Source organism: Chryseobacterium angstadtii (assembly GCF_001045465.1).
Classification (GTDB): Bacteria; Bacteroidota; Bacteroidia; order Flavobacteriales; family Weeksellaceae; genus Chryseobacterium; species Chryseobacterium angstadtii.
Genome location: NZ_LFND01000002.1, coordinates 351,439 through 375,632, shown reverse-complemented (window position 1 = coordinate 375,632; position 24,194 = coordinate 351,439). Strand labels below are relative to the sequence as shown.

Here is a 24,194-nt window from a genome sequence, read left to right as displayed (position 1 = left end):
AAAGCTATTTGCACAGCTGTTAGATATGATAAAAGTTCTCTCAAAAGAATAAAAATCAAAGATTTTTAAAGGCTTATTTGAACTTCTATGCGCAAAGTATTTAAATTTAAAAATCACTCCTAAAGTGTTTAAAATAAAGCTTTTGTGACTCGTATCGTTAAATAATAAACCATTAAGATTTTTAAGCATTGAAGAATAATTAAGGTAAGCTTCGCTTTAAGTATTTCCTTGTAGCTTAAAAAAATCCATTGGATTTTATCTTAACTTGACTTATCATCTTCATTGATCTTAATGTTTAAAAATTATCTCACAGATTTCACAGATTCAGTAGATTTGTGGTTTAATAAAAAAGTTTAAACAGTTTTAATAAAAAAGCGGAGACTGCTCTCCGCTTTTGTTTTATGGTAAAGAATAATTTCTATCTTCCGATAACAATCCATCCGCTTCCGTCACTCTGAATCTGGTATCTTTCTCTCTGGGTAATTGAAGTGATATTAGCATTCGTTACATCATCATAGATTCCCAAACCTGCAGCAACGGAAATTGGTTTTGAAGAAATTCCATTGCTTCCTATCAGTATATAAACCCTCCCTTTACAGGTACTTGCGTCCGGAAGTGTAATTCCTGTATTTCCTCCATAAATTCTTACGGTATGATGAGATTCATCTAATGTGATATTGTTAGAATTGGCAACTGCAAATGATGTGGACAATGAGCCTTCTATCTGTAATGTGGAATTAGGAACAGCTGAAATATTAATTCCAATTTTTTTAGAGGTATTAGTCGCGGAATTGTTAGAAGCCCCGGTTCCGAATAAAACATTTCCTATATTAATCTGGCCGTCTCCTGAATTGTTGTTGAATTTGGTGTCATTTCCTATGGCTATATTGTTAGAGCCTGAAAGAAGTTCGTCACCTGCAAAATTTCCTATCCCGATATTGTAAGATCCTGTGGAAGAATCTTCAAGAGCATCGAGACCCATGGCAATATTATAAGATCCTGAAGTGTTTCTTAATAAAGAATTTCCCCCGACTGCGGTATTTGAGGTTCCTGAAGTATTGAAATACATAGATTCCCAACCAAGCGCAGTATTGGTATTTCCGGTGGTTATGGATTGTAGGGCTATATTTCCTACAACGGTATTCTGGTTTTGGTTTCCTTTTCCTCTTCCAACCTGGACTCCGTTAATATATGCGTCATCGGTGGTTTCGAATGATATATTTTCAGCATTAACAGCGGTATAGAATCTTCCTTTTTCTACATTGTTTGTTTTGAAAACCAAATCACTCAAATCCGTAGTTCCCAAAAAATCACTTCCGGCATTGGTCCCTGAATTTCCATCGGTATGCCAGTCGTTACCGCTTGAATTCTGCCATACTGTTCCATTAAAATAGTAATAGCCCGGAGCCGTCACCCGTATAGTCTGTCCGCCGGGACTAGAATCTGCAGCTGTAGCATAGAGTAAAGCGCCTGTCTGGGAAGAAGTATAATTTTTTGTTTTTAACAAATCTCCTGTAATCCGGGGTGCAATAATTCCGTCGTATTTTAAATTATCGGTTGGGTGGCCTGTAATATCCAGTGTAGCTTGGGGAAGATCGTTGTTGATACCAATTTGGGCATAGGTGAATACCCCTGCTAAAAGCAGGGAAGGAAATAATATTTTTTTCATGTTTTTTTTATAAAACTAATAAAATTTATTATAAATCCAAATGTAATTCATTTTATTTTTGTTAAAAAATTATCAAAACTAGAATTTATAGTAGTTTGAAGCTGATCTTTTTCTGTGGATAGTATTTCAGATTTTTAAATAGAGCTGTTATATGATTTCTATTATAATTTTTACTTTATTACAGATTTGAATGACAGTAAAAAAGACTGCCCTTTTGGGACAGCCTCATTGTGGATTAGATTAACTCCCTGAACACAGGTTCAGGAAATTGAAAATACACTATTAATACATCTAATACATCTGAAGGTAAGTGGTAACAGTGCCTCCACTGGTAATTACAAAAATTTCTCCGCTGTTAAGACCGTTAGAAGTGGTGAAGTTGTCAGGAGAGGCATAGCAGGCATTTCCTGCCAGGGCTAAATTAGCACTGAAACCAACTACATTATTATTGGTACCCGCATACACCATCCCAAATTTTGCTACACCCCATTTTGTTGTGTTTGAAAGAGTTCCGCCAGGTATCATACCCAAATCATTCCATGGGACGACACTGTTATTGTTGGGGGAAGTGGAAACGTTCCAGTCAGCCATCGGGTAGAGAGATGAGCCGAATTGATCCCTGTAATTGTCATATTGAAGATGATTCCCGTTTCCTGTATTAGCATCAGCCGGAACCGTAATAATCGTGTTATTGACTACTCTCGGATAGCAGGGCGAAGTCGTGCCGTGAGCAATGACATGGCCCTGGAAATCATAAGGCGTATAATTGTTTATAATTAACCTTCCTTGAGCATAGGTAGTGATGGCTGCTGCAAAACTTAGTATTGTTAAAATCTTTTTCATGATTTATATAATTAATTTTAGATACTGCGATACATTATATTTTAGTAAACCTGCAGGTAGGTGATAGCTCCTATGGTAAACATTTCTGCACTGTTATTTCCTGAAGGTGTCGCGAAATAATCATTGGCCACAGGAGTACAGGGGCTTATGATATTGATATTGGCCCGGAAATCATCAGGCGCGGCTGTCAATGTTCCTGCTTCCATCATTACAAATTTAGTTGCATACCATTTGGTAGAGGTGGAGATGGTATTTCCGGGTGCAAGGTTCACATCATTCCAGGGCATGATAGAAGATCCTGTAGGGTTTTGTGTCACAACCCAGTTAGCAGTAGGATAGAGAGACGAAGTAAACTGGTTCTGATAATCTTTATACACAAGAGCCTGATTATTGCCCGTGTGAGATTCGGCGGGAACTACAATTACACCGTCATTTCCTACGCGGGGATAGCATCCGGCAGTAGCATTGGTGGCTACCAGAAACCCATGATAATCATATTTAGAGTAATTATTCAGAATAATTGTCCCTTGCGAATATCCCAGAGAAAAAACAGCCATTCCTATTATGGTAAGTAATTTTTTCATGAGATTTATTTTTCGGATTTAATATTTTTACGGATCTCGTCACTTTTCTGGATATAGATCTCGGTAGCCCAAACGATGATCTGGCTCATATCTCCTCCTGTTTTTCTGGTGAGTTCAGCTTCTGTAACGCCTGTGGAAAGGATTAGTTCTTTAGAGGCTGGAACCAGAAGAGCCTTTCTTCGGTCACTCAGTTCGGATGTATTTCTTTTTTTCTCTTCCTCGGTAGGTCTGTTTTGTGGGTCTCCCAGACTTTTAAAAGCTTTGTCGAATTTCTCCATTTGCGGAGTTTTCATTGTTTCTACAGTATTTATGGCAGAACTCTCGTTACTGCATGATGTTAAAGTGAGCATAGCAAAAACAGCCGATAGCAATAGTTTTTTCATAGTTAGATTTTTTTAAATGAATTGTAAATCAGTTGATAATCCAATGAGTAATTAAAAGATCTGAAAATAGGTGATCTGTCCTCCCGGGGTTGTTATGGTAAACCAGTCCGCAGAAGAACCCGTATTGGGTCCCGTTTGGGTAGAACTTAGAAATCCTCCCGAAAGTACCGGATCTCCTACCTCAAAACTATCATAGCTGTATCCTGTACTGTCTGTCAGTGAAAAGGCAAATCCCATCCATTCATCCACAGCAGTCACTGCAGTGATGATGGGGTGATTATAGGGATAATTTCCTGTATTGGCGCTGTTTAAAGGGTCAATGTAAAACCATTCGGTAATGGGAATAGGGTTGTTGGCGCCCGTATTGTCAAACTTGTCATATTTTGTATTTCCTCCTGCAGGAATAGTATATACACTGTAAGGCGAATTTGGATTGGCATACATATAAGGCTGAGAAGATCCGGAACCAGCTGATCCTACCGTCATAAATCTCCCTGCGGCATCATAAGCGCTGTAGTTATTAATGACCAGCGTGGAGGATTGCGCGTAAATGCTTATTCCTGCCAGAATACCTAGAATAATGCTTAGTTTTTTCATATTGTAATTTAGGGTTAGTGTTTATTTCTCAGATTTAATGTTTTTACGGATCTCATCACTTTTCTGGATATAGATCTCGGTAGCCCAAACAATGATCTGGCTCATGTCGTTACCTGTTTTTCTGGTGATTTCAGCTTCTGTAACGCCTGTGGAGAGGATCAGTTCTTTGGATGCTGGAACCAGAAGCGCTTTTCTTCTGTCACTCAGTTCAGAAGTATTTCTTTTTTTCTCTTCCTCGGTAGGTCTGTTTTGCGGATCTCCCAGACTCTTAAAAGCTTTGTCGAATTTCTCCATTTGCGGAGTTTTCATCGTTTCCACAGTATTCACGGCGCTTCCTTCGTTATTACAGGAAACCAATATCAGAGAGGCAAAAGCTGCTAATAAAAAATGTTTTTTCATAATAGAAATTGGGTGTTAATTTTAAATAAAACTCAGCGGTTGGATTATAAAGCCTGTAAGTACGTATAAGTCGTCCCGCCGCTGGAGACCGTAAACCATTCTACAGAAGCCTGCGGAGTGAAATAGACACCAGGAACAGGATTACAGGAATAAGAAGGATCACCTACAGCTCCTGAAGACGAAGGGGTTCCTGCCTGATAAAACTGGAATTCAGAAACAACCCATTGGGTATTAACGGAAATCACGCCGCCTAATGCAAGACTCGGATGACTTCCCAGCCTCGGAGTGCCACCTGAAGGCGATGTAGACACCTTCCAGAGTGTACCCGGAATATTGTAACTGTTGTAGCTTACACTGCTTCCGCTTGGGATAACAAGTTCAGGATTGTCTAGGGTGACATAAAAATAGCATCCAGGAGTAGTAAGATTGGCAGCAGTAACTCTCGTATGGAAATCATAACCCGTATAATTGTTGATCACTAGCGGACCTCCCTGAGCAAATGCACATGATATGGATAACAACCCAATAATGGTTAAAACCTTTTTCATAATTTATTTCTCAGATTTAATATTTTTACGGATCTCGTCACTTTTTTGAATGTAGATCTCGGTAGCCCAAACAATGATCTGGCTCATGTCGTTACCTGTTTTTCTGGTGATTTCAGCTTCCGTAACGCCTGTGGAAAGGATCAGTTCTTTGGATGCCGGAACCAGAAGCGCTTTTCTTCGGTCACTCAGCTCAGAAGTATTTCTTTTTTTCTCTTCTTCAGTAGGCCTGTTCTCCGGATCACCGAGACTTTTAAATGCTTTGTCAAATTTCTCCATTTGCGGAGTCTTCATACTTTCTACAGTATTCACAGCACTTCCTTCATTATTACATGAAATCAGTGTCAGAGAGGCAAAAACAGCCGATAAAATAAGTTTTTTCATAATGTACAAGAGGATTTTAGTAGAGTTGAATATAAGTGGTAGTGCTGGCTCCGCTGGTGATGGTAAATATTTCAGCACTGTTGCTGCCGGAAGGAGTACTGAAATAATTTGGAGCATTATAACAGCTGATATTACCAGGAAGGGTCAGAGCACCGTTGAAATTGTCAGGAGCAAGGTTGGTTGTTCCCGGATAATACATAACAAATTTGGTTGTAGCCCACTTGGTGTTGTTGGAAAAAGTTCCTCCTGGCATCAGAGATCCATGGTTCCATGGTCTTGATATTCCAAGTGCAGATGAGGTAGATACATGCCATGCAGCCATCGGATACAAAGAAGTTGTATATTGATTTCTGAAATCGGTATACCTCAGTTCGTTCCCGTTGCCCATGTGTGAATCGGCCGGAACTTTTACCATTTCCGGATCATTGGAAGTGATGTATGGATAGCATCCTCCGGCAAAATTATTAGCCACAATATATCCTGAAAAGTCATATGCAGAATAGTTGTTGAGAATAAGAGTACCTCCCTGTGAATAGGCAAGAGAAAAAGCTGCTATACCTAATAATGCTAAGATTTTTTTCATGATAATTATTTTTAAAGTTTAATATTTTTACGGATTTCGTCACTTTTCTGGATATAGATCTCGGTAGCCCAAACAATAATCTGGCTCATGTCGTTACCTGTTTTTCTGGTGAGTTCAGCTTCCGTAACGCCTGTGGAAAGGATCAGTTCTTTGGATGCCGGAACCAAAAGAGCCTTTCTTCGGTCACTCAGTTCGGAAGTGTTTCTCTTCTTTTCCTCTTCTGTAGGTCTGTTCTCCGGATCACCGAGGCTTTTGAAGGCTTTGTCGAATTTCTCCATTTGCGGAGTTTTCATACTTTCCACAGAAGCAGTGGCAGCACTTTCATTGTTGCATGATATTAAAGTTAATAAGGCTATCACAGCCGATAAAAAAGCTTGTTTCATAATTAAATGATATTAGAATTAGAATTAAATCATATTGAATTTTAGACATGAAAAATCCTCAGAAAGCAAAACAGATGCTTCCCGGATTGAGATGTTCAATAAAAGAGGCAGCTACAGAATAGCCGCCTTTTTGCTAAAAAATCTGCAGGTAAGTAGTCGGGCCGCTAGGGGTGGTGATGGTAAACCAGTCTGCGCTGGAAAAAGTACCTGTCCCTGTATTCGTGAATCCCGAATATATAGCGGGATCACCCAGCTGATACGTGTCAGTAGCACCTGTTGAAGGATCTGTCAGCCAGAAATGGAATCCGCCCCATACATTGGAAGAATTCATTACAGATGAAATGAAAGGGTCGTTATAAGGATAAGTTCCGTTGTTGGCAGGATTGGTATAATCCGTAACATACCACGTAGTGATAGGGAGAGAAGCCATACCTGATGTACTGAAGGTATTGTACGTCGTCATAGCTCCTGCCGGTATGGTATAAGTACCGTAAGGGGCATTGGGAGCCGCATACATATAAGGTCCCGGTACACCGCCGGGCATTCCGGTGCGCAGTCTTCCGACAGCGTCAGACGTATTGAAATTTTGTATAACTAACGGAGAAGTTTGTGCAAAAGCAAGTACACCCGCCATTGCAGATAAAAGTAATGATATTTTTTTCATAATAAATCAGGTTATTGGATAACTAAATACGTATATACAGTTCCACCGGAAGTGATGGTGAACCATTTGGCACTGCCCCATGGCGTTGCATCTATATAATCCGGGTTGGAAACGCAGGTATTGGCAGCATCCCCGATATTTCCGTTAAAATAAGTCTCAGGAGTCATTGTTCCCGCATGAAACATCTGGAATTTAGACATGGACCATTTGGTGTTATTGGAAATGACGCCGCCGGGAGCCAGGCTTAGATGGTTATAAGGTCTGGGGATAGGCGAAGAACCGGCACCAAGCAGAACGTTCCAATTGGATACGGGAGAAGCAGAAGTGAGAAACTGATCTTTGTAATTTTCATATTTGGCGGTAACCCCTGCCGGAACAAGAATAGGATCCGGTACATTGGAAGTCACTATAGGATAACACCCTCCTACGAAATTATTAGCGAAGATCGTTCCCCGGTAATCATAATTGGTGGTAAGATTTTGAATAATCAAAACTCCTCCCTGAGCATAGGCTGACGAAACGGAACAAAGTCCAAGCAGCAGTAAAAACTTTTTCATAGGCACTACTATTTCTCGGATTTAATGTTCTTGCGGATTTCGTCACTTTTCTGGATGTAGATTTCGGTAGCCCAAACAATGATCTGGCTCATGTCGCCGCCTGTTTTTCTCGTCAGTTCAGCTTCTGTAACGCCTGTGGAAATGATCAGTTCTTTAGATGCCGGAACCAAAAGTGCTTTTCTTCGGTCGCTCAGTTCGGAAGTATTTCTTTTCTTTTCCTCTTCTGTAGGCCTGTTTTCCGGATCTCCCAGACTTTTAAAAGCTTTGTCGAATTTCTCCATTTGCGGAGTTTTCATGCTTTCTACAGTATTGACAGCGGTTCCCTCATTGTTACAGGAAATAAGTGTTAACGCAGCGAAAGCTGATAACAATAAATGCTTATTCATAATTAAAATTTAATGATTTGTGGTGAAAATTTAATTTTTGATAAAAATATAAAAAAAACTGATACAAACAATAAATTATTCACGATTTGGTGTTTTTTAAGTAAATTTATTTACATGTATTTGCTTATTGAATAATAAATTACACTTATAGGTTATTCACGGTTAAGTGTTTTTTGTATTGGGAAGAATATTGTTTTTTCTTTTTATCTGAATTTAAATACCTTGTCATGTGTTTTTTTGAGTGATGAAAAGCTTATCATTTCACCGAAACCGAAAGAAAAGACCACAAAAAAGCCCCTGAAAAGAACTAGGCTTTTAGGGGCGGTGTATTGTTGAGGTTTCTGTTATTCGTTTTCGAGGGTCTTTTTAGCGGCTTCAAGTCCCGCTTTTTCTTTTTCTCCCAGTTTGGGATATTTAAGATCCATCTTTTCCAGAGTATCAATGATGATCTGTATAGCGGCTACCCTTGCAAACCATTTATTGTCCGCAGGAAGTACATACCACGGAGCATAGCTTTTTGAGGTTTCGTTGATCGCCGTTTCGTAAGCTTCCATATATTGAGGAAAAAGAGCTCTCTCAGGAAGATCTGCTGCCGAAAATTTCCAGTTTTTATCCTGCTCGTTAATTCTGTCCAGCAGTCTTTTCTTTTGTTCACTTTTAGAAACATTCAGAAATATTTTGACAATAGTGGTTCCGTTCTGTGAAAGATGTTTTTCGAAGTTTCTTATGCTTTCATACCTGTTTTCCCAGAAAGTATGGTCGAAGTCCTTTACAGAAGACCAGGTTTTTTCGCTGAGGTTGTATTCAGGATGAACTTTGCACACCAGCACACTTTCATAATGAGAACGGTTGAAAATACCAATCATTCCTTTCTGGGGAAGCGCCAGATAATTTCTCCACAAAAAGTCGTGGGAATATTCTTTGGAACTTGGTGTTTTAAAGCTGGTCACATTACAGCCCTGTGGATTCACACCTCCGAAAACATGCTCTATCAGACTGTCTTTTCCCGCCGCATCCATTGCCTGAAGGATGACGAGCAGGGACTGGCTGCCGTCTGCATATAGCTTTTCCTGCAATTCGCGCAGCTTTTCTTTTTCTTTAATCAGTAATTGCTCTCCGTCTTCTTTGGTGAGTTTTCCTTTATATTCCGTTAAAGCCTTTTCTATTGAAAATTTTCCTTTTACCTGAAAGCCATCTGAGAAATTGGTGTCCATATTTTTTTAATATTTAATGATTGAGAAATGTAAAGATTTAAAAATGGTGAGATTCAGGAATTAAGAAAAAATATCTAGTTAACAAGTAATTTTTAGCTTCTAAAGCTGACTTCTGATGTCTGAAATCTAGTATCTAAAATCTAACTTCTAACCTCTAATTTCTAAAATCTAACTTAAATGTAATAAAAAAACCGCCTTCACAGAAAGCGGTTCCTTTATTTTTTTGAGTAGAGATTACTTCGCGGCTGCCTTTTTAGCAAGTTTAGCTGCTTTTTTTTCTGCCTTAGCTGCTGCTTTTTGCTCTTCAGCTGTCAGTGGTTTTGGTTCAGGAGCGTTAGCATCTACATTACCTTTGATGTAAATTACGCTTCTGCTGTTAGCAGGGTCATTAGAGAAAACTTCAATCATTTTGTTGAAAGGTCCGTTAAGAGCAGTGTTGTATCCTACTTTAATCTTAGCAGATTTTCCTGGCATGATAGGGTCTTGGCTGAACTCAGGAGTTGTACACCCGCAAGAAGGTTTTACGTTGGAAAGAATCAAAGGCTTGTCACCTGTGTTCGTTACTGTAAAGAATCTTGTACCGTCAGCACTTGGTTTGATAGTACCGTAGTCAAAGGTAGTTTTATCAAATGTAATCGTCTGTGCAGATGCCAATGCAAATGTTCCAAATAATGCAATTCCTGCAATTAATTTTTTCATATTCTTGAATGTTAATACGTTTGTTAGATAAATTTTCAGAAACAAAGTTAAAAATTATTTTAATTCATACTTAAAATTTTTTTTCTTTAGCCTATTTTTGCAAATTGTAAGCAAAAGAAATAGAATTTATGCAGATTTCAGAAAAGTACAATCCACAGGAAACTGAACAGAAATGGTACAACTTCTGGATGGAAAACAAATACTTCCATTCAGAGCCTAATGACAAACCACCATATACTGTGGTAATTCCTCCTCCAAACGTGACGGGGATATTACACATGGGACATATGCTGAACAATACCATTCAAGATGTTCTCGTCCGCCGTGCAAGAATGCAGGGCTTCAATGCCTGCTGGATTCCGGGCACAGATCATGCTTCAATTGCCACTGAAGCCAAAGTTGTTGCTAAACTGAAGTCTGAAGGGGTCAGTAAATCTGATATTACCCGTGAAGTGTTCTTGAAACATGCATGGGAATGGACAGATAAATACGGAGGAACTATCCTTGAGCAGCTGAAAAAACTGGGCTGTTCATGCGATTGGGACAGAACCCGTTTCACCATGGAAGAAAAGCTTTCCCAGCAGGTAATCAAAAGCTTTGTAGACCTATACAATAAAGGATTGATCTACAGAGGATACAGAATGGTTAACTGGGATCCGGAAGCCAAAACCAATATCTCTGATGAAGAGGTTATTTTCAAAGAGCAGAACGGAAAACTATATTTCCTGAAATATAAAATTGAAGGATCAGAAGAATTCCTTTCTGTGGCTACCACGCGTCCTGAAACTATTTTCGGGGATACTGCGGTATGTATCAATCCTAATGATGAAAGATACGCTCACCTGAAAGGTAAAAACGTAATTGTTCCTATCGTCAACAGAGTGGTTCCGATCATTGAAGACGAATATGTAGATATTGAATTTGGTACGGGAGCCCTGAAAATTACACCTGCTCACGATACCAATGACTATGAAATCGGACAGAAGCACCATTTAAAAATGATTGATGCTTTGGATGATGACGGAAATCTTAACGAGCACGGTTTACATTATGCCGGCAAAAACAGATTTGAGGTAAGAAAGGAAATTGCCAAAGAATTAAAGGAGAAAGATCTTTTGCTAAAAGCAGAAGACTATGTAAATAAAGTAGGAACTTCAGAAAGAACGGGAGCTGTTATTGAACCTAAAGTTTCAGTTCAGTGGTTCCTGAAAATGTCTGAAATTGCTAAACCTGCTTTGGATGTAGTAATGGATGATGAGATTAAATTTTATCCTGAAAAATTCAAAAACACCTACAAACACTGGATGGAAAACATCCGTGACTGGAATATTTCCCGCCAGCTTTGGTGGGGACAGCAGATTCCTGCGTTCTATTATGGAGACGGAGAAAATGATTTTGTAGTTGCAGAAAATATCGAAGACGCTTTAGTTTTGGCTAAAGAAAAAACCGGAAACTCAAATCTCGAAACATCGAATCTAAGACAAGACGAGGATGCTTTGGATACCTGGTTCTCATCATGGTTGTGGCCAATGTCTGTTTTCGATGGATTGCTTGATCCGGAAAATAAAGATATCAACTACTATTATCCAACCGCTGATCTGGTTACAGGTCCGGATATTATTTTCTTTTGGGTAGCCAGAATGATTATGGCCGGATTGGAGTACAGAAAAGAGGTTCCGTTCAAAAATGTATATTTCACAGGAATTGTAAGAGATAAGCAGAGAAGAAAGATGTCTAAATCTTTAGGAAACTCTCCGGATCCGCTTGAACTGATCGATAAATATGGTGCAGACGGTGTTCGTGTAGGAATTCTATTGAGCTCTGCTGCAGGAAACGACCTTCTTTTCGATGAAGATCTGATGCTTCAGGGAAGAAACTTTATGACGAAAATCTGGAATGCTTTCCGATTGATCAATATGTGGAATCATGAAGACAAACCAGCCAATATTGCAGATCAGCAGACTATTGAATGGTTTGAGAATAAACTTAATAAAACAGTTGCTGAGATCAGTGATCAGTTTGAAAAGTTCAGAATTTCAGACGCACTTCATTTAATTTATAAGTTAATTTGGGATGATTTCTGCGGTTGGTATCTGGAGGCTATCAAGCCTAGCTACGGAGAAGGAATTTCCAAAGAAGTATACCACAAAACAATATATTTCTTTGAAGAATTAATGAAACTACTTCATCCGTTTATGCCTTTCCTTACAGAAGAATTATGGCAGACTATCTCGGAAAGAAGTATTGAAGATGCCTTGATTGTTGCTCAGCAGAAAAAAGAAGAAGCATTTAATGAAGGTATTATTAAAAACTTCGAAACGGCAGAAGATATCATCTCCGGAATCAGAAACTACCGCCAGACTAAAGGAATTTCTCCGAGAGAAGCTGTAGAACTTTATACAGGTGCTTCAGAATTTCCTAATGAAGCAGTGATCAGAAAACTGGCCAATGTTACTGAAATTCATTTCGGAGAAAAAACAGATAAACCAAGCTTTACGTTCCTGGTAGGAGCAACTGAAGTTTCCATTCCTTTGAGCGAAAATCTGGACTTAGGAGAAGAGAAAAAGAAAACAGAAGAAGAAGTAGCCTATTTAAAAGGATTCCTGATTTCTGTGGACAAAAAGCTTTCCAACGAAAAGTTTGTAGCCAATGCAAAACCTGAGATCGTAGAGATAGAGCGTCAGAAACAGAAAGATGCCCAGGATAAAATTGCTATTTTGGAAGAGAAACTGAAAAGTTTGTAAATTTAAAAGATAGACACTAAGTTTATCGGAATGTCAGGCTGGGTATAAACTGTAAGTTCATACTCAGCCTGACAGTTTAAACAACAAAAATAAATGACACACCTAGAAAACATAAAAAAACTATTCTCAAGGAACTTCGTGGAAAGCCCTTTACTGGAGAGCTTTGAAGTGGGAAAAATATACCTGTCAAGTGGAAAGCTGGTCGCTTGTGATCCTTTGATTACGAATGATATGCAGCCTTTTACAACAGAGTTTCCCAAAGGAGATTTTCCTGTTTTGATCCATAAAGAGAGAGAAAGCAACTGTGTCGCGTATGCAGAAGTTATTTTCAGCACTGCGGAAATTGCAGAATGGAAAATGGCGGTCACGGCAGGACAGGACGTAAAAGACCTGGGAGAAGAAGAAATATTTGGATATCCTGTAGAAAGTGGAATGGGATGCCTGATGGATGTAGATACCCAAAACAGCCTGAATGAGCTGGAAAGAAGACTTTATGACAACAAAGGCGGAGACTTCATGGGCATCTATGAAGAATTTTTCCATGGCTATTTCTTTGATGAAAAAGGAGCAATAGATCAGTATGCATTCTTAAAGCCGGCTGAAGAACATCCGGGAACTATTTTCGCCTTCGAGACTGGATATGGTGAAGGTTTTTATGCCAGCTATATCGCATATGACAAAGATCACAAGCCTGTGAAGATAATTACAGAATTTATTGAGATAAGTTAATTAAATTAGTTACTTTTGAATCTTAGTTTTTTGAACACATTATATTAAGCTAACAATAAAACACCAATGAACTTCTCATCAGAACAACCCAAAATTATAGTTGTAGGCAGCTCTTCAATCGATCTTGTTTTAGAAACCGAAAAAATTCCCCAACCCAATGAAACTGTTTTAGCCGTGAAGTCGGACAGCTATTTTGGAGGAAAGGGAGCCAATCAGGCAGTAGGAACGGCAAGACTGGGAGCCAGCGTGTATTTTATAGGATGTGTTGGGATGGATCCTCTGGGGCAGCAGATCATGAGAAATCTGGTGGGTGAAGGAGTGAATGTAGGCTTTGTTCATGAAACAGATGCCGAATCTACAGGAACCGCATATGTAACCACCAGCCACGGAAATGCAGCTATTGTAGTGGTTCCGGCAGCCAATAAACGTCTGAGCATACAGCATATTGAAGAGGCGGACCGGTATTTTCATACAGTAGATCTTGTTTTGGTGCAGCTTGAAGTAGCGATGGAAGTGGTGGAGTACACCGTAAGAAAAGCTAAAAAGTGCGGAAAAAAAGTAGGACTTTACGCTTCTCCTGCTATGAGGATAAGTGAAGGGATTATAGACAACGTAGATTTTATTGTAGCGAAAAGCAGCGAACTGCATACCGTATTCGGGGAAGAGCAGAGAGAAGAAATTCTTAAAAAATATGTCAATAAGGTTTTCGTAAGAGACGATACCAATTCTACCATCTATTTTGACGGAACGGAAATGAAGTATTACAGAAACGACAAAGACAAAACCGTTTATAAAATGGGAATGGGAGACGCATTTACCTCAGGATTTGCCGTAGCGCTCTGCCACAACAATACCATTGAAGAATGCGTGAAATTTGGAAATGAAGTGTCTTCAAGGGTTTCCGGAGGGAAAGGTTCGCAGACGGGACTTCCGAGAATGTCAGACTTCTTTGGCTAAAACTATTTGCCACATATCGAAAATCGGAAACTTAACATAAAAATATAAGTAAAATCTCCACTTTTATAGTGGATTTTTTCTTTTACACTATGGAAAAACTGGAACTTATTACAAAAGATAAGACAGCTCTGGCGGTTCATCTTTTCAGACCTGAAAAAAGCAACGGAAAACTATTGCTGATCAATTCGGCAACAGGCGTGAAGCAGCAGGTTTATTTTTCATTTGCCCGATTTTTCTCGGAACACGGCTTTACGGTCATCACCTATGATTACAGGGGAATAGGGCTGTCAAAACCCCAAAATATGAAAGGTTTCAAAGCTTCTATGAGAATCTGGGGTTCCGAAGATTATAAAACGCTTACCCAATATATTAAAACGGAATTTCCGGATTATAGAAAGTATGCTCTGGGACATTCGGTAGGGGCACTGATTCTGGGAATGAATAAAGATTCTGAAATGTTTGAGGAGTTTATCTTTGTAGGAACTCAGAATGCCTTTGTTGGAAACCTGAAGTTTAAAACAAAGATTGAAGCCTATCTCGGATTCGGAATTGTTCAGCCTCTAACCACCAGATTTTTAGGCTATTTTCCGGCGAACTGGTTCGGGCTCGGAGAAAGTCTTCCAAAAAATTGCGCATATGACTGGAGAACCTTAATTTTAAACAGGAAATCTACCAACAGACTGTTGGAAAAAATTGATGACTATTCTAAAAATTTGACGCAAGAAGTGTTTGTGATCCGGGCAGAAGATGATGTATGGCTGACTGAAAAAGGAGTTCTGAGTCTTTTGAATAATACCTATCCCAATCTTAAACCTTCCTACAGACTTGTAAAAACCTCTGAATCTGATAAAAAAGAAATAGGACACATCAATTTTTTTAGAAGCTATAATCAAAAACTCTGGAATATTATTTTAAACGAATTGGCAGATACATGAAAAGTACGATTGAAAACACCGTAGCATTTGTAAAAGAAAAACTGGAAGGCGCTGAAGCTGGTCATGACTGGTATCATATTGAAAGAGTATGGAAACTGTCTAAAAAAATTGCGCAAACAGAAAACTGTAATCAGGATGTGGTGGAGCTTTCCGCATTGCTGCACGATATTGCAGACCCTAAATTTCATAACGGGGACGAAACCATTGCACCCAAAATAGCCCGGGAATTTCTTGAAGGGCAGCAGGTTCCGGAAGACGTTATAGAAAAGGTTTTATTCATCATTAAAAATATTTCATTTAAAAACAGAGGTGAGGCTCCCGCAGAATTGCCAATAGAACTTAAAATTGTTCAGGATGCAGACCGTATTGATGCCATTGGTGCTATCGGAATCGGCAGAACATTTAATTTTGGAGGCTTTAAAAACAATCCGATGTATGATCCGGAAATTCAGCCGAGCCTGAATATGTCTAAAGATGAATACAAAAAATCTAACGGGACCACAATTAATCATTTCTATGAAAAGCTTCTGCTTCTGAAAGATCTTATGAATACTGGAAAAGGAAAGGAAATCGCTCAGGAAAGACATGATTATATGCTGGGATTTCTCGATCAGTTTTTCAAAGAATGGAATGTTGATTAACACTTTTCCCGCAAAATCTTAAATCAGTATCTTTGCAGTATGGTATTTATCATTTTTGTGATCTTCTGGGCTTGTGTGCTTTCTCTGATTTTATTTAAAGTAAGATCGGGAAGGTTGGCAAAATGGGCAAAACTCTTCCGTATCCTTACGGTCGTTTTTTCAATATCTATTTTTACCTATTGGTTCATCAAAAAAAGTGCGGTAGGTTTTGTAGACAATTCTGTGGGGCTGCAGGTAGTGAACAAACTTCCCCAGACCCTGGATTTTTACCTGATTGAAGTAGACAGCGGCAAAAGTGGAAATCTGGAACCTAAACACATCGGGAAAATCCGTCCGGAATATTACAGAATAGAATACCTTAAAATGGATAAGTCTGATGAATACTGGGTGGTAGGATATCTGGGCAAAAAGAATATGGTTTATTTTTCCCAGCATGCGGTTCCCAACAAAAATATAGATCAGATTGTAGAGGTTCGGAATTATATCAATCAGAGTGTGAAACTCTCCGATGCAGCCAGAAAGCAGGTAGATTCATACAACTATGAAAATGCAAAGTTGGGAATCTGGGTGTCTTTGGATTTTCTTCTGCTGTTTCTGAATCTCGTTCTTCTGCTTAGAAAAAATAATAAAGATTAAAAAAATCAATGAGCAATACGTAATTTTAAAGACCTCATCAAAGAGACTCCATTACCTATTACTCATTACTCATTACTCATATATCTATTAAGGATAGTCCAAGATATGCATCACCTGTTCCTTGAATTCTTCAGGACAGTTTTTAATCAGTTTATCTTTGTTTTGTTTACTAATATCGTCCGGTTCAAGCCACTCCATACGGTTGGCGCTCAGACTGTGATTGTCATAAACTCTTTTTATTTTATGATCTTCGTAAAATGTGTATTCATCACCGAGCCAGTTGCTGGTAATGCTTATGGTGCAAATTTCCTTTTCCATGGCATTTTGTATTTTTAAGTATACAGTTATTCTTTTTCAATAGCGGTACACCCTAAATTACTAATTTTTTTTGAATAAAAAAGGCTTTTCAGACTGCTTTTTGTAGAAACTTGTTTGGATTTTATTGAAAATTGACCCTATTCTCAGCAGATTCCGTAGACAGTACATGCTGTTCGTCTATCATTATCAGACTAAGAAAAGTGCACTTTGTCATCTGTTTTTGTTTTCTCCATTCAAATTTTTTATAATGTCAGGTTGTTGGAAACGGGGAAATAGAAGGTATTGGGAAAAAGCATAATAGAATGATCGTTTTATTAATTTTTATCCACTAAAGAAATAAGCCTTGTCAAGGTTCGAAACCTTGACAAGGCTTTTAAGGAGAATTGCAGCTGCTAACTTCCGGCTTCCATTTGCTGCCAATTAATTTTTTAGCCCGAACTCAGATTAATTATTATAGACTAATACCCGGGTCATTGAGTGAACAATTGTTCCCAGCCCATATTTATTTTCATCAAGAATAGAAAAGCTGTTGGCTTTTGTAAATATTAAAACAGGGTACCGTTGTTATCAGTAGCCATTTGCGGAATGTGAATATCGGTTTTCCACTCTTCATTCATCTTTTTGATAAAATAGGCGGACAGCAGCGGAGAGGCTTTTTCAATATTCTGGTGAACAAAGAAATACACGTTTTGAAGACCTTCTTTTTTCCACTTTGTTAAATGTTTCATCCAGTCATCCAGTCTTTCATAATCACTTTCGGCATTGGCACCTACATACCGGATGAATGCGTTCGGAGTTGTAAGGCGCATATGAAGCATATCTCTTCTTCCTGCCGTGTCTACGATAATATTGGTGATATTGTGAGCTTCAAACAGTTCACAGGTAGTATTGAAAATATCTTCATCAGTAAACCATTCCGTATTTCGGAGTTCAATCGCAAGAGGAACTTCTTTGGGCCAGTCTTTTACAAACTTTTCCAGCCTGTCATAATCTTTAGGCTTGAAATTATCATGAAGCTGGAGAAATGCCATCCCCATTTTTTCGTCAAAATTCATCACTGCCGAAGCAAAGGCTGTCACAGGTTCGGTAACGTCTATCAGTCTTCTGAAATGGGAAACCGTATTGGTTATTTTAGGGAAAAATTTAAAATTTTCAGGTGTTTTTTCTTTCCATACCGCCACCTGTTCAGGAGTAGGCATTCCGTAGAAAGTAGCATTCAGCTCAATAGAATTGAATTGTTTTGCATAATAGGTAAGTTCGTCTTTGGTTCCTTTCGGATAAAACCCTTTCAGATCAGTTTTGTTCCATTTGGCACATCCAATAGAAATATTTTCCAGTCCTTTCTTGTTTTGATTTAAAATTTCTTTGGTTCTGGAATGGTCCTTAGGAAGGGTAAAATCTATTTTTGACGGGTCTTCTACTTGTCCGAATTTCATATCTGATATTTTTAGGATTAAACTAGTGTAACAAATATAAAACAAAAACCATAGATGATTCTACGGTTTTTGTTCAAAGTATTATTTAAAAAAATGATTATTCCTTTATTATTTTTTTGGAAAATTCTGTTTTATCGGTTTTAATTCTCATATTGTAAACCCCGCCAGGATAAGCTGAAAGATTGATTCTGGCCATTTCATTATTGAAATTCTCATTGAAAATTATTCTTCCCTGTGCATCGAAAACTGTTACATTTTTGATACTTTCTTCAGAGCTTACCGTAACAAAATCTTTTACAGGATTAGGTGCGATTTTGATACCGCTATTTTTGATTTTTGAATCAGTTGTTGTTAAAAAACTGCCACAACCTGTGGTAAATGTAATATCAGAATACAAAGCCTGCAAATCACTTAACTGGTCATTATCCACACAAACGGAGAAATTATCTTTATAATTCATAAAATCCACTCCTTCTTCAATAGAGCCGTTTTTTATATTAGCAGAAGCCAGATTAGGCATATTCCATAGTGTTATATATTGTAAATCAGGAGAATAAGAAAGGTTGAGTTCAGTAATTTGGGGACAATTACTAAAATGAGCACTTTTTAGCTTATGATTAGTTGAAGTATTGACCTGTGAAATTAATGCCATATTTTTAAGACCAATATATTCCAGTTTTGTATTATTGGCAAGGTTTATGGAAGGCAGAAGATCGTTTCCATACAAATCCAATGAAGTTAAAGCTATACAGTCGGAAGTATTCAAATGGGTTATTTTGGTATGCTGTATGGTAATATCTTTCATTCCCGTGCACTGTTGAAGGTTGATTGTATTGAGTTCCGGAAACACACCATCATTCATCATGGCGTAATACCCAATTGATATTTTTTGCAGACCTGGACAGTTTTGTATATCCAATTCTTTTAATTGATTATTATTCCTAAAAATAAAGTTGGTTAAAGCGACACAGTTTTTAGCGCTAATCTTTTGAAGATCATCATTCCCCTGCGTATTCGATGTTTCAAATCTATCCGTTTTTAAAGTATGTAAATTCGCAAGATTATTCACATTGACCCAACTCATGTAACCGGCAGAGCTGGTAATATCAATATTTTGAAGAGTAGCGGCGGCACTGAAGTTTACATTATTAGTGATTTTTTGATTAAAAGCTTTTAATATTTTAAGCTTTGGAAGACCTGTGAGATCGAGAGAAGTCACATCTCCAAAATAGACCCCTGAAGTGGTAGAATAGATATTTCTGTTATAAAATGAACAATCAAGTTCTTCCAAATTAATCAGTCCGGCTGTTGAAAAATTAATGGAGGCTGAGTTCAGTCCTTTTATTTTTTTTAAAGAAGTACAGCCATTTAAGTCCACGGATGAAAAATAAGCTCCTGAGGTATTGTAATGATCCGTATCAGCAGTTATTTCTTGAAGATTGATACAGTTACTGGCGATCAGTTCGATATTCTGGTTACTGTAGCCTGGGGCAGATAATCCGTTTTCTCCTGAAACAGATACTTTAGTCAGAGTACTCAGATTAGGAACAGATATTTTTTTTAGACGCTTACAGGAGTTGAACGTTAAAGTACTTATGCTTGAGTTTTCAATGTACAGTTCCGTCAGTTCCGCTAAATCAATGATTGCATTGCTATTGATCTGTGTGCAATTTTTTATTTTTAAAACATTTTCATCTGCAGACCAGGAATTAAGAGTACTTTGATAAGCTATGACATTGGCAATATCCTGAATCCCTGAACAATTATTAAACGAAAGATTAATTGAAGATGCAACGTACTGCCCCTGTTGGTTCGTGTCATAATAATAAGGTCTTCCCTTTACTTTTTTTATTTTACTGTTGTTAATAAAGCTGATGGCGGCTGATTTTGTTGTCCCAAAATATAATTCTTCAACGTTGGGGAAAAGTAATGCATCAGTAATTCCGTCGGGTAGATGGCTGTTGTAATAGGCAAGATTAATGTTATTTATATCGGCCGGGTTACCGTTAGGATTAATATACATTTGATTGGGATCCTGGTTCACCGAAAGTATTTTCACTTGCTGTGCTTCCGAAATCTGAATTTCACCATCTCCGTTTGCATCTACGGCGATAGAACTTCCGCTGATATCTTTAGCAATATCATTGCTCGCGCTGGAGCTTAGGATTAAAGCTTTAAACTTTGAATCTGCAAAATTTAAGTTTTGAGAGTAAGCCATAGAGAAACAGCTTACTGAGAGAGTAAGAATAATTTTTTTCATGAGTGTTTTTTTTAAAGCTTTTGGTTCTTGTAAACCATAACTAATCATGCAAAAATAACTTTTTTTTGAATTTTATTCTAATTTTTATTCATTATTTAAAATATAGATAGTTGTTGAACAATAAAAAGAATGGGACGTTTTGCTATTGATGAACTGACGGAGATTGTATTTTTAGGACTATTCCAAAATGAGAAAAGCATCTCTTAAACAATACCTTGAATATTCCGTCTGTTTATATTTCGTTCATACAGCTATAAATCTCTGATATAAACAATATCTGGATTTTCCATTGGATTAATGGGTTGTCAAAGTAGTTCATATTTTAATCTTATTAAGTTTTTTTTAAGGAAATATTAAACATTCATTTATGTAATGTTAATTCTATGTGACCATACTTGATATTTCTGTGATCTAATTTTGTCCCAGAATTTCTAACAAAAAAAGTCATGAAGAATAAAATAATCTGTGCTTTTGCTTTACTGTCATTTGGTTTTGCTTTTTCACAGGAAACCACCTCTAAAATTTTTGGGAGACTGAAAGGAGCCTCTTCCGAAGTTACTGTGAAAGTGACACACATCCCTACCAACAGTACTTTCGAAACCAAAACCAACAGTAAAGGGCAGTTCAGTTTAGACAACCTTCAGCCCGGAGGACCTTATTCCATCGAAATATCTGATGGAAAACAGATTATTTATACCAATACGAACCTGCAGCTTTCCCTGGGAAACAATGATCTGCCCGTTGTGGAAGCCAATACCGGCGAGAAAACGATTGATGAAGTAAAAATTACGTCTAAAAAGACCGTGGCAAAATATGGAGTAGGAATCAGCCAGGCACAGATATCGGGACTTCCCAATATCAACAGGGGAATTCAGGATGTAACAAAGCTCGTCCCGCAGAGTGCGAATAACTCTTTTAACGGAACCAATTTCAGATACAACAACGTTACCATTGACGGTTCCATCAACAATGATGCAATCGGTTTCAGCCCTTCTCTGGGCGGTCAGACAGGAACTTCAGGAATGCCGGGAAGCAGTACCCGTTCCAATTCGATAAGTTTGGATGCCATTCAGGATGTTCAGGTGTATATTGCTCCTTATGACGTGAAGCTTGGGAATTTCCTGGGAGGAAGTATCAATGCAGTTACCCGAAGCGGAAGCAATGAAGTAACAGGATCAATCTATGCATACGGAAGAAATGCTGCGATTACCGGAAACAACAGGGTAGGAGACAATTCAAAAATGCCTAAAGCTTTTGAAGACATGATTTATGGTGGAAGAGTAGGCCTTCCGGTAGTAAAAGACAAAGTATTCCTGTTTACGAATCTGGAATATACCAAAAGAAGAGATCCTGTATTCTATAACGCCAACGATCCCAATGCACTGGTGAATGATGCCGTAGCACAACAGATATCCAGTTTTGTAAAGAATAAATACGGATTTAATGTAGGAAGCTTCGACGGGTATAACAACTTTTCGGAAAGTGCCAAGCTTTTCAATAAGCTGGACTGGAAGATCAACGATAAACATACATTATCGATTAAAAACAATACGGTATTCTCACAGGCATCAAACCTTGAAAGAGATGGGGCTAATTTCAGGTTCGCCAGCATGGATTTTGTTCAGAAAAATAACGCTTCCACAACAACACTGGAGCTGAAAAGCCGATTTAATGATAAATGGAATAACAACTTAGTCTTAGGCTATTCCTCCATCCACGATTACAGAGATCCTACCTCAGGAAATGCCATGTTCCCGCAGGTGGAAATTGCTTACAACGGAGGAACTCTTCTGTTGGGCAACGACCGGGAAGCAACTGTTTTCAATATGAGACAGAAAACCTTTGAAATCACAGACAACCTCACCTATAAAGCCGGACACCATACTTTCTTATTGGGAACACACAATGAATTGTATAACATCAACTATGGTTTTGTAAATGCGCTGAACGGGAGAATATCTTATAAAAGCCTTGCTGATTTTTACAATTCCAATCCTTCGAGAATCAGAGGAACCTACCCTTTTAACGGAGATAGCAGGGAAACACTTTTTGATAACCCTTATGCTCAGTATAAAGTCAATCTTTTATCCCTTTATTTTCAGGATGAAATCAACTGGGGAAGGCTGAGATTGTCACCGGGAGTAAGAGTAGATTATACAGATCTGCCGGATAAACCAAGACTGAGCCCGCTGGTACAGAATTCACCTCAGGATCCGAATTTCGGAAATACCTATACTTATACACCGCTGAGCCAGCTTTCCAATGATTATCTCAACAAACCTACCATTTCTCCGAGATTAGGATTTACCCTTGATCTTACAGAAAACAGATCTATGGTTTTAAGAGGAGGTTCCGGAATATTTGTGGGAAGAATTCCTTTTGCCTGGCTGGGATATGCTTACTATAACGACGGAGTAGGTTTCGGAAGCTATGATTATAATGCACCAACAGCCGCTCAGCTGGCTGCTAACGGAGATCCTCTGGTAAGCGGTAATTTCCCGAAATGGCAGAATTCTTCCAAAGTTCAGGTCGATCTTATTGACAACAATTTTAAAATGCCGAGGGTATGGAGAAGCTCCTTAGCCTATGATTATACACTGGCAGGATATAAAATTACCCTTGAAGGAATTTATACCAAAGTCCTTTATGATCTGAAATTCCAGCAGGTAAACAAAACGGATAATGTAACGTATTTCAGCTATGATACCAATCATGAAATGCCGGTTTATACTACCAATATCAACAGTAATTTTTCCAATGCCTATCTTTTATCCAATACCAAAGAAGGCTACCGTTATAACCTGACTGCACAGATTGCAAAGTCTTATAATTTCGGGTTTAATTTCTTCGTAGCGTATACTTATGGAGATGCAAAAGATATTACCAACGGAATCAGAAATTCTATGGAGAGTAACTGGCAGATGAATCAGTCCCTGACGCCTAATGATCCAAAACTTACCACTTCTAATTTTGCTATCAAAAACAGAGTGGTTGCCAATCTGGGCTATGCGCTTGATATTTCAAAATCCAACAGGTTATCTGCCAACGTATACTTCAATGCACAGTCCGGAAACCCTTTCAGCTGGGGATTTGTGAACAGTACCATTGCCAATACGGGACAGGCGGCAGGGCTTTCTTATATCTTTAAAGATGCAGCAGAAGCGGCCAAATATATTGTTCCTATAAAAGATGCTTCAGGAAATGTTCTGGTTACAGCCCAGCAGCAGATTGCAGATTACGAAAGTTTCGTAGGCGGTAATAAATATCTGAACTCCAGAAGAGGAAAGTTTACGGAAAGAAACGGAGATTTCACCCCATGGAATATTCAGGCCGATTTCAGAATTATGGATGAGATCAGGATTAGCGAAAAATCGAAGAACAATATTCAGATCTCACTAAGCATTATCAATCTTACCAATATGCTGAATAAAAACTGGGGTAAAGTTTATTTTGTGCCCAATACCTTTAATTCCACAGCAAGCGTGGGACTTACAAAAGTTGGAAATATAGCAGCTGGTCAACCTTCAGCAGGTGATCCTACCTATAATTTTAAAACACCGGGACTGCCTTACACCATTGATCAGTTTGCATCGAGATTCCAGGCACAACTTGGAGTGAGATATAACTTTTAATCACTAGTCTTTCATT

General features: G+C 38.3%; 25 protein-coding genes. 7 read left to right on the top strand and 18 right to left on the bottom strand.

Going from position 1 to position 24,194, the window contains the following annotated elements; genetic code table 11:
- Positions 1–418: 418 nt before the first annotated feature.
- The 15 genes from ACM46_RS07000 to ACM46_RS06930 all read right to left on the bottom strand — a co-directional run bounded on the left by ACM46_RS07000 (position 419) and on the right by ACM46_RS06930 (position 9,890).
- A complete protein-coding gene (locus ACM46_RS07000; RefSeq protein ID WP_048505922.1) occupies positions 419–1,669 on the bottom strand; it encodes a hypothetical protein in 1,251 nt (416 codons plus the stop codon).
- 291 nt (positions 1,670–1,960) lie between these two features.
- Positions 1,961–2,512: a hypothetical protein gene (locus tag ACM46_RS06995; RefSeq protein WP_048505921.1), complete on the bottom strand. Its 552-nt coding sequence runs from the start codon at positions 2,510–2,512 to the stop codon at positions 1,961–1,963.
- A gap of 41 nt (positions 2,513–2,553) precedes the next feature.
- Positions 2,554–3,096, bottom strand: coding sequence for a hypothetical protein (locus tag ACM46_RS06990; protein ID WP_048505920.1), 543 nt, complete (start codon positions 3,094–3,096; stop codon positions 2,554–2,556).
- Positions 3,097–3,101: 5 nt separating this feature from the next.
- Entirely contained in the window at positions 3,102–3,479 is a 378-nt protein-coding gene (locus ACM46_RS06985) for a hypothetical protein (RefSeq protein ID WP_131707551.1), read from the bottom strand.
- A gap of 51 nt (positions 3,480–3,530) precedes the next feature.
- The gene (locus tag ACM46_RS06980) at positions 3,531–4,076 is read right to left on the bottom strand and encodes a hypothetical protein (protein ID WP_048505918.1); all 546 of its coding nucleotides are present in this window, start codon (positions 4,074–4,076) and stop codon (positions 3,531–3,533) included.
- 21 nt (positions 4,077–4,097) lie between these two features.
- The gene (locus ACM46_RS06975) at positions 4,098–4,475 is read right to left on the bottom strand and encodes a hypothetical protein (RefSeq protein ID WP_048505917.1); all 378 of its coding nucleotides are present in this window, start codon (positions 4,473–4,475) and stop codon (positions 4,098–4,100) included.
- Between the two features lie 44 nt (positions 4,476–4,519).
- Positions 4,520–5,023, bottom strand: a complete 504-nt coding sequence (locus ACM46_RS06970; protein ID WP_048505916.1) for a hypothetical protein — start codon at positions 5,021–5,023, stop codon at positions 4,520–4,522.
- Between the two features lie 3 nt (positions 5,024–5,026).
- Positions 5,027–5,404 carry a hypothetical protein gene (locus ACM46_RS06965; RefSeq protein ID WP_048505915.1) on the bottom strand — a complete coding sequence of 126 codons (378 nt, stop codon included), beginning with the start codon at positions 5,402–5,404 and terminating at the stop codon, positions 5,027–5,029.
- 16 nt (positions 5,405–5,420) lie between these two features.
- Positions 5,421–5,987, bottom strand: coding sequence for a hypothetical protein (locus ACM46_RS06960; RefSeq protein ID WP_048505914.1), 567 nt, complete (start codon positions 5,985–5,987; stop codon positions 5,421–5,423).
- An 11-nt stretch (positions 5,988–5,998) separates the two neighbouring features.
- Complete coding sequence (locus tag ACM46_RS06955) at positions 5,999–6,370, bottom strand: hypothetical protein (RefSeq protein WP_048505913.1); 372 nt, start codon at positions 6,368–6,370, stop codon at positions 5,999–6,001.
- Between the two features lie 133 nt (positions 6,371–6,503).
- Positions 6,504–7,034 carry a hypothetical protein gene (locus ACM46_RS06950; protein WP_048505912.1) on the bottom strand — a complete coding sequence of 177 codons (531 nt, stop codon included), beginning with the start codon at positions 7,032–7,034 and terminating at the stop codon, positions 6,504–6,506.
- An 11-nt stretch (positions 7,035–7,045) separates the two neighbouring features.
- Positions 7,046–7,591: a hypothetical protein gene (locus ACM46_RS06945; RefSeq protein WP_048505911.1), complete on the bottom strand. Its 546-nt coding sequence runs from the start codon at positions 7,589–7,591 to the stop codon at positions 7,046–7,048.
- Positions 7,592–7,599: 8 nt separating this feature from the next.
- Positions 7,600–7,977, bottom strand: a complete 378-nt coding sequence (locus ACM46_RS06940; protein ID WP_048505910.1) for a hypothetical protein — start codon at positions 7,975–7,977, stop codon at positions 7,600–7,602.
- A gap of 344 nt (positions 7,978–8,321) precedes the next feature.
- Positions 8,322–9,191: a polyphosphate kinase 2 family protein gene (locus ACM46_RS06935; protein ID WP_048505909.1), complete on the bottom strand. Its 870-nt coding sequence runs from the start codon at positions 9,189–9,191 to the stop codon at positions 8,322–8,324.
- 234 nt (positions 9,192–9,425) lie between these two features.
- The gene (locus tag ACM46_RS06930; protein WP_048505908.1) at positions 9,426–9,890 is read right to left on the bottom strand and encodes a DUF1573 domain-containing protein; all 465 of its coding nucleotides are present in this window, start codon (positions 9,888–9,890) and stop codon (positions 9,426–9,428) included.
- Positions 9,891–10,018: 128 nt separating this feature from the next.
- Between ACM46_RS06930 and ACM46_RS06925 the strand changes: the two genes are divergently transcribed.
- The 6 genes from ACM46_RS06925 (at position 10,019) to ACM46_RS06900 (ending at position 16,532) form a co-directional block, all read left to right on the top strand.
- Positions 10,019–12,634, top strand: a complete 2,616-nt coding sequence (locus ACM46_RS06925) for a valine--tRNA ligase (protein ID WP_048505907.1) — start codon at positions 10,019–10,021, stop codon at positions 12,632–12,634.
- Between the two features lie 93 nt (positions 12,635–12,727).
- A complete protein-coding gene (locus ACM46_RS06920) occupies positions 12,728–13,363 on the top strand; it encodes a DUF4241 domain-containing protein (RefSeq protein ID WP_048505906.1) in 636 nt (211 codons plus the stop codon).
- A gap of 66 nt (positions 13,364–13,429) precedes the next feature.
- Positions 13,430–14,320, top strand: a complete 891-nt coding sequence (locus ACM46_RS06915) for a ribokinase (RefSeq protein ID WP_048505905.1) — start codon at positions 13,430–13,432, stop codon at positions 14,318–14,320.
- 89 nt (positions 14,321–14,409) lie between these two features.
- On the top strand, positions 14,410–15,255 hold the full coding sequence (locus ACM46_RS06910) for an alpha/beta hydrolase family protein (RefSeq protein ID WP_048505904.1): 846 nt from the start codon (positions 14,410–14,412) through the stop codon (positions 15,253–15,255).
- Positions 15,252–15,896, top strand: coding sequence for an HD domain-containing protein (locus ACM46_RS06905; protein ID WP_048505903.1), 645 nt, complete (start codon positions 15,252–15,254; stop codon positions 15,894–15,896). Before ACM46_RS06910 ends, ACM46_RS06905 begins: the two co-directional genes overlap by 4 nt.
- A 39-nt stretch (positions 15,897–15,935) precedes the next feature.
- Positions 15,936–16,532, top strand: coding sequence for a hypothetical protein (locus tag ACM46_RS06900; protein WP_083997355.1), 597 nt, complete (start codon positions 15,936–15,938; stop codon positions 16,530–16,532).
- Positions 16,533–16,619: 87 nt separating this feature from the next.
- Here the strand turns inward: ACM46_RS06900 and ACM46_RS06895 are convergent, their stop codons facing one another.
- From ACM46_RS06895 to ACM46_RS06885, 3 genes are all read right to left on the bottom strand, one after another.
- Positions 16,620–16,850 carry a hypothetical protein gene (locus tag ACM46_RS06895; RefSeq protein ID WP_048505902.1) on the bottom strand — a complete coding sequence of 77 codons (231 nt, stop codon included), beginning with the start codon at positions 16,848–16,850 and terminating at the stop codon, positions 16,620–16,622.
- A 545-nt stretch (positions 16,851–17,395) separates the two neighbouring features.
- Positions 17,396–18,286 carry a DUF72 domain-containing protein gene (locus tag ACM46_RS06890; RefSeq protein ID WP_048505901.1) on the bottom strand — a complete coding sequence of 297 codons (891 nt, stop codon included), beginning with the start codon at positions 18,284–18,286 and terminating at the stop codon, positions 17,396–17,398.
- Positions 18,287–18,383: 97 nt separating this feature from the next.
- Complete coding sequence (locus ACM46_RS06885) at positions 18,384–20,546, bottom strand: T9SS type A sorting domain-containing protein (protein WP_157859431.1); 2,163 nt, start codon at positions 20,544–20,546, stop codon at positions 18,384–18,386.
- 446 nt (positions 20,547–20,992) lie between these two features.
- On the opposite strand from ACM46_RS06885, the gene ACM46_RS06880 reads away from it, so the two are divergent.
- Positions 20,993–24,178 (top strand): TonB-dependent receptor, encoded by a 3,186-nt coding sequence (locus tag ACM46_RS06880; RefSeq protein WP_048505899.1) that lies wholly within the window; start codon positions 20,993–20,995, stop codon positions 24,176–24,178.
- The last annotated feature ends 16 nt before the right edge of the window (positions 24,179–24,194 follow it).